Raw genomic sequence first — 16,401 nt, forward strand, 5'->3', positions numbered from 1 at the left:
AAGCGAAAAGCGTGGATGGGGACGAGTAGCGTCGTACGCAGCCCAGAGCGACCCGGGGACGGTGGAAGCCCGGGGGCGAGCCCGACGTGAAGATCACCCCGGAGCCGCCGGAAGAAAGCCGCAGCCCGTGAGGCGCGGCGAGTAGACCCGGTATCGCGACCTCAATGAGGGGGCTCACCGGTGCGTACGGCGCACAGGGGAGCCAAGGAGGGTGGTACCGCGGGAGCGCGCCGCACACGGCGTACGAAGGATCGAAGCTCTCGTCCCTCCGACGGAAGGCAGCAAGTCCGTTGGAGGAAGCCCGCTCATGACAGAGCCGACGTACCGCCAGGTGCCCGCCCAGGTCGATCTGCCCGCGCTCGAGCACGCGGTGCTCGACTTCTGGCGCGAGCAGAAGATCTTCGCCAAGAGCCTGGAGCAGTCCGAGGGCCGCCCCGAGTGGGTGTTCTACGAGGGCCCGCCCACCGCCAACGGCATGCCGGGCGCCCATCACATCGAGGCGCGCGTCTTCAAGGACGTCTTCCCCCGCTTCCGCACGATGCGCGGCTACCACGTGGCCCGCAAGGCCGGCTGGGACTGCCACGGCCTCCCCGTGGAGCTGGCGGTCGAGAAGGAGCTCGGCTTCAACGGCAAGAAGGACATCGAGGCGTACGGCATCGCCGAGTTCAACGCCAAGTGCCGCGACTCCGTGACCCGGCACACCGACGCCTTCACCGAGCTGACGACCCGCATGGGCTACTGGGTCGACCTCGACGACGCCTACCGGACCATGGACCCTGAGTACGTGGAGTCCGTCTGGTGGTCGCTCAAGGAGATCTTCAACAAGGGTCTGCTCGTCCAGGACCACCGCGTCGCCCCCTGGTGCCCCCGCTGCGGCACCGGTCTGTCGGACCACGAGCTGGCGCAGGGCTACGAGACGGTCGTCGACCCCTCGGTGTACGTCCGTTTCCCGCTCACCTCCGGTCCGCTCGCCGGTGAGGCCGCGCTCCTGGTGTGGACGACCACGCCGTGGACACTGGTGTCCAACACCGCGGTCGCCGCCCACCCCGAGGTCACCTACGTGGTCGCCACGGACGGCGAGGAGAAGCTCGTCGTCGCCGAGCCGCTCGTCGCCAAGGCGCTCGGCGAGGGCTGGGAGACCACCGGCCAGACCTTCACCGGCGCCGAAATGGAGCGCTGGTCGTATCAACGTCCGTTCGAGCTCGTGGAGTTCCCGGAAGACGCCCATTTCGTGGTGAACGCCGAGTACGTCACGACCGAGGACGGTACGGGTCTGGTCCACCAGTCCCCCGCCTTCGGTGAGGACGACCTCAAGGTCTGCCGCGCGTACGGCCTGCCGGTGGTCAACCCGGTGCGCCCCGACGGCACGTTCGAGGAGGACGTCCCGCTGGTCGGCGGCGTCTTCTTCAAGAAGGCGGACGAAAAGCTCACCGAGGACCTCCAGCAGCGCGGCCTGCTCTTCAAGCACATCCCGTACGAGCACAGCTACCCGCACTGCTGGCGCTGCCACACCGCGCTCCTCTACTACGCGCAGCCGTCCTGGTACATCCGCACCACCGCCGTCAAGGACCGTCTCCTCCAGGAGAACGAGAAGACCAACTGGTTCCCGGACTCGGTCAAGCACGGCCGCTTCGGCGACTGGCTGAACAACAACATCGACTGGGCGCTCTCCCGCAGCCGCTACTGGGGCACCCCGCTGCCGATCTGGCGCTGCGCGGAGGGCCACCTCACCTGCGTCGGCTCCCGCGAGGAGCTGACCCAGCTCTCCGGCACCGACCAGTCGGAGCTCGACCCGCACCGCCCGTTCATCGACGCCGTGACCTTCACGTGCCCCCAGGACGGCTGCGCCGGCACCGCCACGCGCGTGCCGGAGGTCATCGACGCCTGGTACGACTCGGGTTCGATGCCGTTCGCGCAGTGGGGCTACCCGTACAAGAACAAGGAACTCTTCGAGTCCCGCTACCCGGCCCAGTTCATCAGCGAGGCCATCGACCAGACCCGCGGCTGGTTCTACACGCTGATGGCCGTCGGCACCCTGGTCTTCGACAAGTCCTCGTACGAGAACGTCGTGTGCCTCGGCCACATCCTCGCCGAGGACGGCCGCAAGATGTCCAAGCACCTGGGCAACATCCTGCAGCCGATCCCGTTGATGGACCAGCACGGCGCCGACGCCGTCCGCTGGTTCATGGCGGCCGGCGGCTCGCCGTGGGCGGCCCGCCGTGTGGGCCACGGCACCATCCAGGAGGTCGTCCGCAAGACGCTCCTCACGTACTGGAACACAGTCGCCTTCCAGGCCCTGTACGCCCGTACGTCGAACTGGGCACCCAGCGCGGCGGACCCGGCCCCGGCCGACCGCCCGGTCCTGGACCGCTGGCTGCTGAGCGAGCTGCACGCCCTGGTCGACCAGGTGACCCAGTCCCTGGAGGCCTACGACACCCAGCGCGCCGGCAAGCTCCTCTCGGCGTTCGTCGACGACCTGTCCAACTGGTACGTCCGCCGGTCGCGCCGCCGCTTCTGGCAGGGCGACAAGGCCGCGCTGCGCACCCTGCACGAGGTCGTCGAGACGGTCACCAGGCTGATGGCCCCGCTGACCCCGTTCATCACCGAGCGGGTCTGGCAGGACCTGATCGTGCCGGTCTCCCCGGGCGCCCCCGAGTCGGTGCACCTGGCCTCCTGGCCGGAGGCGGACCTCTCCGCGATCAACCCCGACCTGTCGAAGCAGATGGTCCTGGTCCGCCGCCTGGTGGAGCTGGGCCGCGCCACCCGCGCGGAGTCGGGCGTCAAGACCCGCCAGCCCCTCTCGCGCGCCCTGGTGGCGGCGACGGGCTTCGAGTCCCTCGACCCGGAGCTGCACACCCAGATCACCGAGGAGCTGAACGTCAGCTCGCTGGCGTCGCTGAGCGAGGTCGGCGGCAGCCTGGTGGACACGACCGCCAAGGCCAATTTCCGCGCCCTGGGCAAGCGGTTCGGCAAGCGCGTCCAGGACGTGGCCAAGGCCGTCGCCGCCGCCGACGCGGCCGCCCTGTCGCTGGCCCTCCGCGAGGGCACGGCCTCGGTCGAGGTCGACGGCGAGACCATCACCCTCGCCCCCGACGAGGTCATCATCACGGAGACGCCGCGCGAGGGCTGGTCGGTGGCCTCCGACTCGGGCGCGACGGTCGCCCTCGACCTGGAGATCACGGAGGAACTCCGCCAGGCAGGCCTCGCCCGCGACGCCATCCGCCTGATCCAGGAGGCCCGCAAGAACAGCGGCCTGGACGTGGCCGACCGCATCGCCCTCCGCTGGACGGCAACGGACCCGGCAGTGACCGCCGCCCTGACCGAGCACTCGGCGCTGATCGCGGACGAGGTCCTGGCCACGGACTTCGCCTCCGGCGAGGCCGACGGCAGCTACGGCACCCCGTTCACGGACGAGCCCCTGACCCTGACGTTCCGCCTCCGCAAGGCGTAGGACCTCCAGGCGCCGCCCCAGCCGCGGGCAATCGTGCCGCTGGGGCGGCCTGGATGGGCGCAGCGGCACCTGGCAAGCACCGGCGAGCGAAACGCACCCCCGCCCAGCCACAGCCACCGGGCACCCAAGAAGGCCTGGGGCACCGAGAATTCTCCGGTGCCCCAGGCCTTCGGCGTTGCGTACGTCGGACATCCACCCCCACACACGAACAACCGCCCCATAAAGCCCGAGCGCGCATCGCAAAAGGGCCGCAAAAGGGCGGGGCCCCGGATCAAAAATCCGGGGCCCCGCCCTGAACGCTGCCGACGCCTACGGCGTACCAGTAATCGTCAGTTGTCGTCCTCGTCGATCAGAAACCCACGCATCGGCGAGGGAGCCTGCCCCATCGGCGAGGGACCCTGCGGCCGGACCGGAGCCATCGGCTGGGTCATGGCCGGCGACATCTGCTGCTGACCGCCATAGGAGGGCGCGGCCGGAGCCGGGGCGCCGCCCATGCCTCCACCCATGCCGCCCGGGTTGCCGCCGTACGACGGGGCGCTCGCGCCGGCCGGAGCCATGGAGGGCGCCGGGGACGGCGGCAGCGACGCGGTCGCCGGAGTGCGCGGCGGGGCCAGCGAGTCGTCCGCCTGGGTCTCCAGCTGACGCAGCTGCGACTCCAGGTAGGACTTCAGACGCGTGCGGTACTCGCGCTCGAAGCCACGCAGATCCTCGACCTTGCGCTCCAGCGTGGCGCGAGCGGACTCCAGGGAGCCCATCGCGACGCGGTGCTTCTCCTGCGCGTCCCGCTCCAGCGCGTCGGCCTTGGCACGGGCGTCCCGCTCCAGACCCTCGGCGCGGCTACGGGCCTCACCGACGATCTTGTTGGCCTCGGAACGGGCCTCGGCGATCGCCTGGTCGGCGGTCTGCTGGGCCAGCGAGAGCACACGTGCGGCGCTGTCGCCGCCGGGACCCTGACCGGGGCCGCCCATCGGACCACCCATGGGGCCGCCCATCGGGCCACCCATCTGCTGCTGCATGGGAGGCTGGCCGCCCATGGGACCCTGGCCCATCTGACCCTGGCCCATCTGCGGCTGCATCTGGCCCTGACCCATCTGGCCCTGACCCATCGGGCCCTGGCCCATCGGTCCCTGACCCATCGGGCCGGGACCCTGCTGTCCGCCTTGGCCACCGGGGCCGGCGGGCAGCTGCGGAGCACCGCTCGGCAGCTGGGGCGGGCCACCCATGGGGCCCCCCATCTGCTGCGGCGGGCCCGATATCCCAGCGGGTACGGGTCCACCGGGACCGCGCATACCCTGCTGCTGCATGCCGCCCTGCTGCATGCCACCCTGCTGCATGCCGCCCTGCTGCATGCCGCCCTGCTGCTGGTCCTGAGGCTCCGGAGGCTTGCGCATGTTCTGCTGGTTCTGGGCAGCAGCGCGCGTGGCCGCGGCCAGCTTGGCGCGCAGGTCCTCGTTCTCGCGGAGCAGGCGCGTCAGTTCGGCTTCGACCTCATCGAGGAAGGCATCGACCTCGTCCTCGTCATAGCCTTCTCGGAGGCGGACGGTCGTGAACTGCTTGTTCCGCACGTCCTCGGGGGTCAACGGCATCTCTTCACCTCAACGTAGTCGTCGGCATTCGGCAAGACCGCATCTCTCACATCGTTCACATCGCACTCCGCACAAGCGTGATCAGGATGTAGACGATGATCATCAATACGAAGAAGGACAGGTCGAGCGCCACGCCCCCGAGACGCAGCGGCGGAATGAACCGCCGCAGAAGCTTGAGCGGTGGATCAGTGACAGTGTAGGTGGCCTCCAGAACGACCACCATCGCCTTGCCGGGTTGCCATGAGCGGGCGAACTGAAAGACGTAGTCCATGACCAAACGGAAGATCAGCACGATGAGGAAGCACATCAGCGCGATGTAGATGACATCCAGAACCACGCTCATGACCTGCGCTTCCCTCTCCCCTGTTTCGTGTTCCGTGCTGTTCGTTCCGGTGGTGCGTCTCAGCTCTGGTTGAAGAACCCGCCCTCTGCGATACGGGCCTTGTCCTCCGCCGTGACATCGACGTTAGCAGGCGACAACAGGAACACCTTCTGCGTCACCCGCTCGATGCTGCCGTGAAGACCAAACACCAAACCGGCCGCAAAGTCGACAAGTCGCTTCGCATCTGTGTCGTCCATCTCAGTCAGATTCATGATCACCGGGGTGCCCTCACGGAAGTGTTCCCCGATGGTACGGGCCTCGTTGTAGGTCCGCGGGTGCAACGTGGTGATCCGGTAAGGCTCTCGTTCGGACACGACCTTGGGCATGATCACCGGTGCGTTCTTCTCCAGACTCGAACGTTCTTGTGTGATGGATGCCACGGGCGCGATCCGGGCGGGTCGCACCGATTCCGCGGGGAGCGAAGTGGCGTGCGACACCGGTTCGCGTTGCACCGGAGGCTGCACCACTCGCACCGATTCGTCCCTTTGGGACTGATGTGGCTGGTGCGCCTGATGTACCGGCTCGTGCCGGCGGTGGTCCCTCTCGGGCTCCGGGTCAAGCTCGGGCTCGAAGTCGTCATCGGGGTCGAATCCCCTGCCGTCGTACCCATCGTCCTCCACGAGGCCGAGGTAGACCGCCATCTTGCGCATCGCGCCGGCCATGCTCTGAGTCCTCCGCTCTGTGGTGGATCGACTGACGACTTCCCAAGTGCCCGCGATCCACGAGGTCGTTGCGCCCGCCTCTCGACGGAATGACCATATTTTCTGCTGTGGTCCGACTTCTTGGCGACGTTACCCGAGCCTGGGGCGGACTCCGAGTACCGCAGTGCCGACGCGCACATGTGTCGCTCCGGCCGCAACGGCCTCCTCGAGATCCGCACTCATCCCTGCCGAGACCATGTTCGCAGCCGGATGGGCTCGGCGCAGGTCGGTCGACAAATCCATCAACCGCCCGAACGCGGCCCGTTGACGTCCGGCGTACTCCCCGGTGAGCGGCACAACGGTCATCAGACCATCGACCCGCAGCCCCGGCGACTGAGCCAGGAGGTCGGCCAGCTCTTCGACTCCGCCCGGCCCGACACCTCCTCGCTCTCCCCGGCCGCTCTCATCGGCGTCGAGCGCGACCTGGATGAGACATCCCACCTCACGCCCGGCCCGAACGGCCTCTTTCGACAGAGTCGTGACAAGCCTGGAACGATCGACAGACTGCACGAGATCCGCATAACGCACCACGGAACGGACTTTGTTGGTCTGCAACTGCCCCACGAAATGCCACACAAGAGGCAGATCCGAGCATTCGGCCGCCTTGGGCGCCGCGTCCTGGTCCTTGTTCTCGGCGACATGACGCACACCGAGTTCCGACAGGATCCGCACATCGCTCGCGGGATAGGTCTTGGTGACCACGATCAGGGTCACCTCGTCGCGCTTGCGCCCCGCGGCCGCGCACGCCGCCGCGATGCGGTCCTCCACCTTCGCCAGGTTTCCGGCAAGTTGTGCCCTACGGTCCGTCATGCCCATCAGTCCAGCCAGACATATCCCGCGAGTCGCCCTGTAGCGCGATCGCGGCGGTACGAGAAGTGGTCACGCGACTCCAGTGTGCACACCGGCGACTGCTCCCGGTCGTGCACCCCGAGGCGCTCCAGCTGTGCGTGCACTCCGGCGCACACATCGACCGAGGGCGTGCCCCAACTGGTCTCGGCGTACGCCGCCGGCTCGACGGAGGCCACTTCGGCGCGCATCGCGTCGGGTACTTCGTAACACCGGCCGCAGACGGTGGGTCCGGTGCGGGCGACGATCCTGGCGGGGTCGGCGCCGAGTCCGGTCATGGCCCGTACGGCGGCGGGGACGACCCCGGCGACCATGCCGGGCCGGCCCGCGTGGGCGGCGGCCGCGACCCCGGCGACGGGGTCGGCCAGCAGGACGGGCACGCAGTCGGCGGTGAGGACGGCGAGCGCGAGACCGCGCCGGGTGGTGACGATCGCGTCGACGGACGGGATGCCGTCCGAGCCCCACGGCCCCTCGACCACGGCCACGTCCGCGCCGTGCACCTGGTTCATCCAGACGACCCGGTCCGGCTCCAGGTCCAGCGACTTGGCCGCCAGCTCCCGGTTCGTCGTCACGGCGTCGGCGTCGTCCCCGACCGCCCCGCCGAGATTGAGCTCCTCATACGGAGCGGCGCTCACCCCGCCCCACCGGTCGGTGAAGGCGAAGTGCGCGCCGCTCACGTTCTCGCGCTGTCCTATCACTTGAGGAAGTCCGGCACGTCCAGCTCCTCCGCCGCGCTGTCCGAGTAGGACCGGGACGGCGGGACCGGCGGGGCGACCGGCGCCTCGTTCACCGGCTCCGGGGCGGGCGCCGGCTCCTCCTTCGGCTTGACGCTGCCGAGCGAGCCGAAGGACGGCCGGGTCTCGGCGGGCCGCACCGGCGCGGGCTCCTCGCGCTTGGCCCCGGCCGAGCCGAGGATGTTGTCCCGCTTGGCCGGGGGCTGGCCGCCGTCGAATCCGGCGGCGATCACGGTCACCCGGACCTCGTCGCCGAGAGCGTCGTCGATGACCGCGCCGAAGATGATGTTGGCCTCGGGGTGGGCGGCCTCGCTGACCAGCTGGGCGGCCTCGTTGATCTCGAACAGGCCGAGGTCGGAGCCGCCGGAGATGGAGAGCAGCACGCCCCGGGCGCCGTCGATGGACGCCTCGAGGAGCGGCGAGGAGATCGCCATCTCGGCGGCGGCCACCGCGCGGTCGTCGCCGCGGGCCGAGCCGATGCCCATGAGGGCCGAACCGGCCTCGGACATGACCGACTTCACGTCGGCGAAGTCGAGGTTGATCAGACCGGGCGTGGTGATGAGGTCGGTGATGCCCTGGACACCGGAGAGCAGGACCTGGTCGGCCGACTTGAACGCGTCCAGCACGGAGACCTGGCGGTCCGAGATGGAGAGCAGCCGGTCGTTCGGGATGACGATGAGGGTGTCGACCTCTTCGCGGAGCTCGGCGATGCCGTCCTCGGCCTGGTTGGCGCGGCGGCGGCCCTCGAAGGTGAAGGGGCGGGTGACCACGCCGATGGTGAGGGCGCCGAGGGAGCGGGCGATGTTGGCCACGACGGGTGCGCCGCCGGTGCCGGTGCCGCCGCCCTCACCGGCCGTCACGAAGACCATGTCGGCCCCCTTGAGGACCTCCTCGATCTCCTCGCGGTGATCCTCGGCGGCCTTGCGTCCGACGGCCGGGTTGGCGCCGGCGCCGAGTCCGCGGGTGAGTTCACGGCCGACGTCGAGCTTGACGTCGGCGTCGCTCATCAACAGAGCTTGCGCGTCGGTGTTGATGGCGATGAACTCGACGCCCTTGAGACCGACCTCGATCATCCGGTTGATGGCATTGACACCACCGCCGCCGACACCGATGACTTTGATGACTGCGAGGTAGTTCTGCGGTGCTGCCACGTCGAAGGCCTCTCGCCTCGAGTTACGTGTCGCCGCCTCGCGAGGGACCCGCGATCCGACGACTGATGCCGAAGTGGGACGGTCCGAACGCCGACCCGAACCCTAACGCTGAAGTTTAGGGTTACCAGTGTGACTGTTCCTTGGACTCTTCCGAACAGGACACTAAGTCGACAAGTGGCGCACGTTCAACGAACACGCCGAACCTCCCGTTTTTCTTTTCACCCTATGTGATCAGCCATAGCGGTGCCCAACCAGGGTGCTGGCCTGCGCGGATGTGCGTCAACTCCCTGATGACGCGGGCGCGGTGGGGACGCTCACGTCGAAGTGCCCCGCGTCCGGGGCGGCTTTCATGAGGGCGGTGAGCGCACGGCCCTTCGCGCGCCCCTTCTCCGCGCTCCCCCAGGCGACCGTACGGTCCCCGCTCAACTGCAGCGAGATGGAGTCGTAGGAACGGATTTTGACGACGAGGGTCTCGCGCGCGATCGCGGCCGGAATGGCGCCGGCGACCCGTACGGCCTCCCGTACGAGCCGGTCCTCTCCGAATCGCCGCAGACTGGCGGCGGACGAACCCGACCGGGAGACCGTCAATTCCAGGAGGGGAACGCCCGCCGGGGCGCGTGAAACCGTGGCAAAACGCACCCCTTTCGCATCCACTTCGACGTACTTGCCCGAATTTCCGGCTGCTTCGACCACCAGAACCGGAGTTCGTTCTCTCACTTTCAGTCCGATTCCATGCGGCCAGGAACGGATGACCTCAACCGAGTCGATTCGGGGCAATGTCCGGAGCAATCGCGACTCGATCGCACCTGTGTCGATGGAAATGAGCGGCTCACCGAGGGGCACGTCGGCCGTCTCGCGCACCTGGGCCTCGGTCAGCACCCGGGTGCCCGACACGGAGACCCGCTCGGCGCGCAGCCACGAGGAGCCGTACAGGGACCAGACCGAGGCGCCGGCGATCAGCACCAGGGCGATCGCGACGACGAGCAGCGCCCGGGGGCCGGGGAGCCGCCGCCGCGACGGCGGACCGGAGTCCAGGTCCTCGTCTGCACCGCGTTCGGCGGTGGTCGGTCCGGCCACGCTCCCCTGCCTCCTGCCGCGCCCTTAACGGCGCGACGCGATCGCCTCGTACACCATCCCGACGAGCAGGTCGTCGGCGTCCCGGCGGCCGAACTCGCTGGCGGCGCGGGACATCTCGTACAGCCGGTGCGGGTCGGCGAGGACGGGCAGGACGTTCTGCTGCACCCACTGTGGCGTCAGTTCCGCGTCGTCGACCAGCAGTCCACCGCCGGCCTTGACCACCGGTTGGGCGTTCAGCCGCTGTTCGCCGTTGCCGATGGGCAGCGGGACGTAGGCGGCGGGGAGCCCGACCGCGGAGAGTTCGGCGACGGTCATCGCGCCCGCGCGGCAGAGCATCATGTCGGCTGCGGCGTACGCGAGGTCCATCCGGTCCACGTACGGTACCGGGATATACGGGGGCATTCCCGGCATCTGGTGCACCTGCGGCAGTTCGTTCTTCGGGCCGACCGCGTGCAGGATCTGGATCCCGGCCTGCTGGAGGTAGGGCGCGACCTGCTGGACGACCTCGTTGAGGCGGCGGGCGCCCTGGGAGCCGCCGGAGACCAGCAGGGTCGGCAGGTTGGGGTCGAGGCCGAACATCGCGCGGGCCTCGGGGCGCGCGGCGGCCCGGTCGAGGGTGGCGATGGCGCGGCGCAGCGGGATGCCGATGTAGCGGGCGTCGCGGAGCTTGCTGTCCGGGGTGGAGACGGCGACCTGGGCGGCGTACCGCGAGCCGATCTTGTTGGCGAGGCCGGGTCGGGCGTTGGCCTCGTGGACGATGATCGGCACACCGAGGCGCTTGGCGGCGAGATAGCCGGGCAGGGCGACGTAGCCGCCGAAGCCGACGACGGCGTCCGCCTTGGTGCGCTCCAGGATCTGTTCGGTCGCCTTGATCGTGCCGCGCAGCCGGCCGGGCACGGTGATCAGCTCGGGGGTGGGCTTGCGCGGCAGGGGCACGGCGGGGATCAGCGCGAGTTCGTAGCCGCGCTCGGGGACGAGGCGGGTCTCCAGGCCGCGCTCCGTACCCAGGGCCGTGATGCCCACGGTCGGGTCCTGCCTGCGCAGGGCGTCCGCGAGGGCGAGCGCGGGCTCGATGTGACCGGCGGTTCCGCCACCGGCGAGTACGACATGCACCGAAATTCACCGCTCTCCGGACGAACGTGCCGAGACACGCCGTCGCATCGTGTTCCATCTCCCGGGCCCCGAAGGACCGCCGCCACGCTTTCTACCAAAGCGGGGTTGCCGCATCGCAAGCGCCGCCCGCGCAGCGGGCTCGTCGCGCGCGAACGCGATCAGCAACCCGATGGCGAACATGGTCGGCAGCAGGGCGGAACCTCCGTAGGAGAACAGCGGGAGCGGGACTCCGGCGATCGGCAGCAGACCGAGCACCGCACCGATGTTGATCACTGCCTGAGCGGTGATCCAGGTGGTCACGCCTCCCGCGGCATACCTGACGAAGGGGTCCTCCGTGCGTCCGGCCACGCGGATACCCGCATAGCCTAGAGCCGCGAAGAGGGCGAGCACCGACAGCGTCCCCGCGAGGCCCAGTTCCTCGCCGGTGACGGCGAAGATGAAGTCGGTGTGCGCTTCCGGGAGTTGGCCCCATTTTTCCACACTCGCACCGAGGCCGGAGCCGAAGATTCCGCCCGAGGCGAGAGCGTAGATGCCGTGCACGGCCTGCCAGCAGTCGGCGCCGTCCGTACGGGGTTCCGTGGCCCCGATGCAGGCCAGGCGGGCCATGCGGTTCGCGCTGGTACTGATCAGGATGAACCCGATGAACCCGGTGATGGACAGCACGCCCACGAACAGCCGGGTCGGCGCCCCGGCCAGCCACAGCAGGCCGAACAGGATCGCTGTGAGAATGATCGCGGTGCCCATGTCGCCGCCGAGCATGATCAGCCCGAGCAGCAGGAACGCCACCGGAACGAGCGGCACCAGCATGTGCTTCCACTGCGCGAGCAGCCGCTTGTCCTCCTTGCGGGCCAGCAGATCCGCGCCCCACAGCACGAGCGCCAGCTTGCCGAACTCGCTGGGCTGGATCTGGAACGAGCCGCCGATGGCGATCCAGTTCTGGTTGCCGTTGATCGACTGCCCTATCCCCGGCACCTGGACCAGGGCCATCAGGAAGACACAGCCCGCGAGGATCGGGTACGCCAGCGCCCGGTGCAGCTTCACCGGCATCCGCGAGGCCAGGAGCAGCAGCACGGTGCCGATCGCGGCCGCGAGGAACTGCTTGCGGAAGAAGAAGGTCCCCGGCAGCGATTTCTGCAACGCCGTGATCTGTGAGGCCGAGTAGACCATCACCAGACCCAGCACGGTGATCAGCAGACTGCCGCCGAGGATCAGGTAGTACGCGGTCAGCGGCCGGTCCCAGGCCTTGCGCGCCCGTGTGAGGAACCGTCGCACGGGGTCCTCGCGCGGCGGCCGGGAGACGGGAGGCCGCCGCGTGGCACGCTGCAGGGGCGCACGGCTCGTACGGCTACTCGGCATCGACGGCGCCTTCCCCGCCGACCGGCCACATCCGTGTCACGCGTTCCCTCCCGAGTTCACCCGGCACGACCGCCAGGCGGGGGCGGGCCGGGTCAGCCGTCCGCGGTGGTGAGTTCACGAACGGCTTCCGCGAACGCGTCCCCGCGCTTGTTATAGTTGACGAACATGTCCATCGACGCACAGGCCGGCGCCAGCAGCACCGTGTCGCCCGCTCGCGCCAGTGTCCGCGCCTCGCGGACAGCCGCGAGCATCGCCCCAGTGTCGGTCCGGTCGAGGTCGACGACCGGCACTTCGGGCGCGTGTCGCGCGAGCGCTTCGCGGATCAGCGCGCGATCCGCGCCGATCAGCACGACGCCCCGCAGCCGCTTGGCCGAGCCGGCGACCAGCTCGTCGAAGGTCGCACCCTTGGCGAGGCCGCCCGCGATCCACACGATCGACTCGTACGCGGCCAAAGAGGCCTGTGCCGCATGCGTGTTGGTGGCCTTGGAGTCGTCGATGTAGGTGACGCCGTCCACGTCGGCCACGTGCGCGATGCGGTGCGCGTCGGGTGTGAAGGCCCTCAGCCCGTCCCGTACGGCCGCGGCGGGCACCCCGAAGGCGCGCGCGAGGGCGGCCGCCGCGAGGGCGTTGGCGATGTTGTGGGGGGCCGGCGGGTTGACGTCGGAGACCTCGGCGAGTTCCTGGGCGTTCTTCTGCCGGTTCTCGACGAAGGCGCGGTCGACCAGGATGCCGTCCACGACGCCGAGTTGGGACGGCCCGGGGGTGCCGAGGGTGAATCCGACGGCCCGGCAGCCCTCTTCGACGTCCGCCTCGCGCACAAGGTCCTCGGTGGCCTTGTCGGCGACGTTGTAGACGCAGGCGACCCGATTGCCCTCGTAGATACGGCCTTTGTCGGCGGCGTACGCCTCCATCGAGCCGTGCCAGTCGAGGTGGTCGGGGGCGAGGTTGAGGACCACGGCCGAATGTGCCTTCAGGGAGGGCGCCCAGTGGAGCTGGTAGCTGGACAACTCCACGACCAGTACATCGAGATCACCGTACTGCTCCTTGCCCAGGACGACGTCCAGCAGCGAGACCCCGATGTTGCCGACGGCGGCCGTGCGCAGGCCCGCCGCCGTCAGGATCGAAGCGAGCATCTGGACGGTCGTGGTCTTGCCGTTGGTGCCCGTGACGGCCAGCCAGGGGGCCGCGTCGGGACCCCGCAGCCGCCAGGCCAGTTCGACGTCGCCCCAGACCGGGACGCCTGCCTCGGCGGCTGCGGCGAAGAGCGGTTTGTCGGGTTTCCAGCCCGGGGTGGTGACGATGAGCTCGGTGCCCTCGGGCAGGGTCGCGCCGTCGCCGAGGCGCACGGTGATGCCGAGCGCCTCCAGGTCGGCGGCCTGCGCCCGGGCGCGTTCGTCGTCGCCGTCGTTGACGACCGTGACGACCGCGCCGAGGCCGTGCAGGACCTTGGCCGCCGGGATGCCGGAGACGCCGAGCCCGGCGACGGTGACGCGCTTACCCTGCCAGTCGGTCACTTCTCGGCCGCCCATCCCGCGTAGAAGATGCCCAGTCCGACGATCACACAGATGCCCTGGATGATCCAGAAGCGGACCACGACAAGGACCTCGGACCACCCCTTGAGTTCGAAGTGGTGCTGGAGGGGCGCCATGCGGAAGACGCGCTTGCCGGTGAGGCGGAACGAGCCGACCTGGATGACGACCGACATGGTGATGAGGACGAACAGACCGCCGAGGAGCGCGAGAAGCAGCTCGGTGCGGGAGCAGATCGCGAGGCCGGCGAGCGCGCCGCCGAGGGCCAGCGAACCGGTGTCGCCCATGAAGATCTTGGCCGGCGATGTGTTCCACCACAGGAAGCCGAGGCAGGCGCCCATCAGCGCGGAGGCCACGATCGCCAGGTCGAGTGGATCTCGTACCTCGTAGCAGGCGGCCGGGTTGGTCAGCGTCAGCGTGTTGGCGCAGGACTCCTGGAACTGCCAGACACCGATGAAGGTGTAGGCGCCGAAGACGAGGACGGAGGCGCCGGTGGCGAGGCCGTCCAGGCCGTCGGTCAGGTTCACGCCGTTCGACATGGCGAGGATCATGAACAGGGCCCAGATGACGAACAGCACCGGGCCGATGGTCCAGCCGAAGTCCTGGACGAAGGAGATCTTGGTGGAGGCCGGCGTCTGGTCGCGGGCGTCCGGGAACTGCAGCGCGAGGACCGCGAATCCGATGCCGACGATCAGCTGGCCGGCCATCTTCGCCTTGGCCCGCAGACCGAGCGAGCGGCGCTTGACGATCTTGATGTAGTCGTCGAGGAAGCCGACGAGGCCCATGCCGCCCATCAGGCCGAGCACCAGCAGACCGGAGAACGTCGGCGTGTAGCCCGTGATCAGCTTGGACAGGAAGTACGCGGCGATCGTCGCCAGGATGAAGGCGATACCGCCCATCGTCGGCGTACCGCGCTTGCTGCCGTGCGTGCGCGGGCCGTCGTCACGGATGTACTGGCCGTAGCCCTTGCGGGCGAGCAGCTTGATCAGCAGCGGGGTGCCGACCAGGGTCAGGAAGAGGCCAATGACTCCCGCGAACAGGATCTGCTTCATCATCGGGCGGCAACCTCACCCTCGTTGCCGCTGTCGAGCAGCGCCTGCGCCACGCTCTCGAGCCCGACCGACCGGGACGCCTTCACGAGTACGACGTCTCCCGGGCGCAACTGACTGCGCAACAGGTCGACCGCCGACTGTGCGTCGGACACGTGCACCGACTCCTCACCCCACGAACCCTCGTTATATGCGCCCAGTTGCAGCCAGGACGCTTCCCTGCCCCCGACCGCGACGAGCTTGCCGACATTGAGCCGGACGGCGAGCCGTCCGACCGCGTCGTGCTCGGCGAGCGATTCGTCCCCGAGCTCGGCCATCTTGCCGAGCACCGCCCACGTGCGACCCCCTTGTGCCTGTGCGGCCTTGCCCATCGCCGCGAGCGCGCGCAGAGCGGCTCGCATGGACTCGGGGTTCGCGTTGTAGGCGTCGTTGACGACCGTCACGCCGTCCGGGCGCTCGGTGACCTCCATGCGCCAGCGGGAGAGGGAGCCCGCCTCGGAGAGCGCGGTGGCGATCTCGTCTGCGGACATGCCCAGCTCATGGGCGACGGCGGCCGCGGCGAGCGCGTTCGACACGTGATGCTCACCGTACAGGCGCATGGTCACATCGCTTGCACCGGAGGGTGTGTGAAGCCTGAAGGCGGGCTGTCCGGCGTCCGTGAGCGTCACGTTCTCGGCGCGTACGTCCGCTTCGCCGGACTCTCCGAAGAGGATCACCCGGGCCTTCGTACGCGATGCCATGGCCCGGACGAGGGGGTCGTCGGCGTTGAGGATCGCGGCGCCGTCCTCCGGCAGGGCCTCGACCAGCTCGCCCTTGGCCTGCGCGATCTGCTCGCGGCCGCCGAACTCGCCGATGTGGGCGGTGCCGACGTTGAGCACGAGACCGACCTTCGGCGGCGTCAGGTCGGTGAGGTAGCGGATGTGGCCGATGCCGCGGGCACCCATCTCCAGGACGAGGAAACGGGTTTCCTCGGTGGCGCTGAGCGCGGTGAGGGGCAGCCCGATCTCGTTGTTGAGGGAGCCGGGCGTGAAGACCGTCGGCGCCTTGCGCCGGAGCACCTGCGCGATCAGGTCCTTGGTGCTGGTCTTGCCTGCGGAGCCGGTGAGGGCCACGAGGGTCGTACCGAGTTTCCGGACGACGTGCCGGGCGAGGGCGCCGAGGGCCGTCTGGACGTCGGCCACGACGATCGCGGGCACGCCGACGGGACGGGACGCCAGCACCGCTGCCGCGCCCGCCTCGACGACCGCGGCCGCGAAGTCGTGTCCGTCCACGCGTTCGCCGGCGAAGGCGACGAAGAGGCTGCCGGGCTCCACTTCACGGGAGTCCCGGACGACCGGTCCGGTGACCTGCACCGACGGATCCGGTATGTCGTGCGCCTGCCCGCCGACGACTTCTGCGATCTCGGCGAGAGAGAGGGCGATCACAA

Annotated in this window: 13 protein-coding genes; 1 reads left to right on the forward strand and 12 read right to left on the reverse strand. The window is 69.4% G+C overall.

What is annotated here, in order from left to right; genetic code table 11:
• Nucleotides 1–307 precede the first annotated feature (307 nt).
• On the forward strand, nt 308–3,451 hold the full coding sequence (gene ileS / locus JIX55_RS14095; protein ID WP_257563657.1) for an isoleucine--tRNA ligase: 3,144 nt from the start codon (nt 308–310) through the stop codon (nt 3,449–3,451).
• Nucleotides 3,452–3,780: 329 nt separating this feature from the next.
• Here the strand turns inward: ileS and JIX55_RS14100 are convergent, their stop codons facing one another.
• The 12 genes from JIX55_RS14100 to JIX55_RS14155 form a co-directional block, all read right to left on the reverse strand.
• Nucleotides 3,781–5,037 (reverse strand): DivIVA domain-containing protein, encoded by a 1,257-nt coding sequence (locus tag JIX55_RS14100; RefSeq protein ID WP_257563658.1) that lies wholly within the window; start codon nt 5,035–5,037, stop codon nt 3,781–3,783.
• A 55-nt stretch (nt 5,038–5,092) separates the two neighbouring features.
• Nucleotides 5,093–5,380, reverse strand: coding sequence for a YggT family protein (locus JIX55_RS14105; RefSeq protein ID WP_257563659.1), 288 nt, complete (start codon nt 5,378–5,380; stop codon nt 5,093–5,095).
• 59 nt (nt 5,381–5,439) lie between these two features.
• A complete protein-coding gene (locus JIX55_RS14110; RefSeq protein ID WP_257546418.1) occupies nt 5,440–6,081 on the reverse strand; it encodes a cell division protein SepF in 642 nt (213 codons plus the stop codon).
• A gap of 129 nt (nt 6,082–6,210) precedes the next feature.
• The gene (locus JIX55_RS14115) at nt 6,211–6,930 is read right to left on the reverse strand and encodes a YggS family pyridoxal phosphate-dependent enzyme (protein WP_257563660.1); all 720 of its coding nucleotides are present in this window, start codon (nt 6,928–6,930) and stop codon (nt 6,211–6,213) included.
• A gap of 5 nt (nt 6,931–6,935) precedes the next feature.
• The gene (gene pgeF, locus JIX55_RS14120) at nt 6,936–7,664 is read right to left on the reverse strand and encodes a peptidoglycan editing factor PgeF (RefSeq protein WP_257563661.1); all 729 of its coding nucleotides are present in this window, start codon (nt 7,662–7,664) and stop codon (nt 6,936–6,938) included.
• The gene (ftsZ, locus tag JIX55_RS14125; RefSeq protein WP_257563662.1) at nt 7,661–8,851 is read right to left on the reverse strand and encodes a cell division protein FtsZ; all 1,191 of its coding nucleotides are present in this window, start codon (nt 8,849–8,851) and stop codon (nt 7,661–7,663) included. The genes pgeF and ftsZ overlap by 4 nt, the downstream gene beginning before the upstream one ends.
• 279 nt (nt 8,852–9,130) lie before the next feature.
• On the reverse strand, nt 9,131–9,928 hold the full coding sequence (locus tag JIX55_RS14130) for a cell division protein FtsQ/DivIB (RefSeq protein ID WP_257563663.1): 798 nt from the start codon (nt 9,926–9,928) through the stop codon (nt 9,131–9,133).
• 24 nt (nt 9,929–9,952) lie between these two features.
• Entirely contained in the window at nt 9,953–11,041 is a 1,089-nt protein-coding gene (gene murG, locus JIX55_RS14135) for an undecaprenyldiphospho-muramoylpentapeptide beta-N-acetylglucosaminyltransferase (RefSeq protein ID WP_059080681.1), read from the reverse strand.
• A 6-nt stretch (nt 11,042–11,047) separates the two neighbouring features.
• Nucleotides 11,048–12,397 carry a putative lipid II flippase FtsW gene (gene ftsW / locus JIX55_RS14140; RefSeq protein WP_257563664.1) on the reverse strand — a complete coding sequence of 450 codons (1,350 nt, stop codon included), beginning with the start codon at nt 12,395–12,397 and terminating at the stop codon, nt 11,048–11,050.
• Between the two features lie 92 nt (nt 12,398–12,489).
• Nucleotides 12,490–13,926, reverse strand: coding sequence for a UDP-N-acetylmuramoyl-L-alanine--D-glutamate ligase (gene murD, locus JIX55_RS14145; protein WP_257563665.1), 1,437 nt, complete (start codon nt 13,924–13,926; stop codon nt 12,490–12,492).
• Entirely contained in the window at nt 13,908–14,981 is a 1,074-nt protein-coding gene (gene mraY, locus JIX55_RS14150; RefSeq protein ID WP_257546410.1) for a phospho-N-acetylmuramoyl-pentapeptide-transferase, read from the reverse strand. Before mraY ends, murD begins: the two co-directional genes overlap by 19 nt.
• The gene (locus JIX55_RS14155; protein WP_257563666.1) at nt 14,978–16,399 is read right to left on the reverse strand and encodes a UDP-N-acetylmuramoyl-tripeptide--D-alanyl-D-alanine ligase; all 1,422 of its coding nucleotides are present in this window, start codon (nt 16,397–16,399) and stop codon (nt 14,978–14,980) included. Before JIX55_RS14155 ends, mraY begins: the two co-directional genes overlap by 4 nt.
• Nucleotides 16,400–16,401 lie beyond the last annotated feature (2 nt).

The sequence above is a fragment of the Streptomyces sp. DSM 40750 genome, from assembly GCF_024612035.1.
GTDB lineage: Bacteria > Actinomycetota > Actinomycetes > Streptomycetales > Streptomycetaceae > Streptomyces.

Bases quoted from the DNA above. Each gene is read 5' to 3' on its own strand.
- mraY (WP_257546410.1), bottom strand. From the start codon at position 14,981: ATGATGAAGCAGATCCTGTTCGCGGGAGTCATTGGCCTCTTCCTGACC.
- JIX55_RS14105 (WP_257563659.1), bottom strand. From the start codon at position 5,380: ATGAGCGTGGTTCTGGATGTCATCTACATCGCGCTGATGTGCTTCCTC.
- ftsW (WP_257563664.1), bottom strand. From the start codon at position 12,397: ATGCCGAGTAGCCGTACGAGCCGTGCGCCCCTGCAGCGTGCCACGCGG.
- murD (WP_257563665.1), bottom strand. From the start codon at position 13,926: ATGGGCGGCCGAGAAGTGACCGACTGGCAGGGTAAGCGCGTCACCGTC.
- JIX55_RS14100 (WP_257563658.1), bottom strand. From the start codon at position 5,037: ATGCCGTTGACCCCCGAGGACGTGCGGAACAAGCAGTTCACGACCGTC.
- JIX55_RS14110 (WP_257546418.1), bottom strand. From the start codon at position 6,081: ATGGCCGGCGCGATGCGCAAGATGGCGGTCTACCTCGGCCTCGTGGAG.
- JIX55_RS14115 (WP_257563660.1), bottom strand. From the start codon at position 6,930: ATGACGGACCGTAGGGCACAACTTGCCGGAAACCTGGCGAAGGTGGAG.
- ileS (WP_257563657.1), top strand. From the start codon at position 308: ATGACAGAGCCGACGTACCGCCAGGTGCCCGCCCAGGTCGATCTGCCC.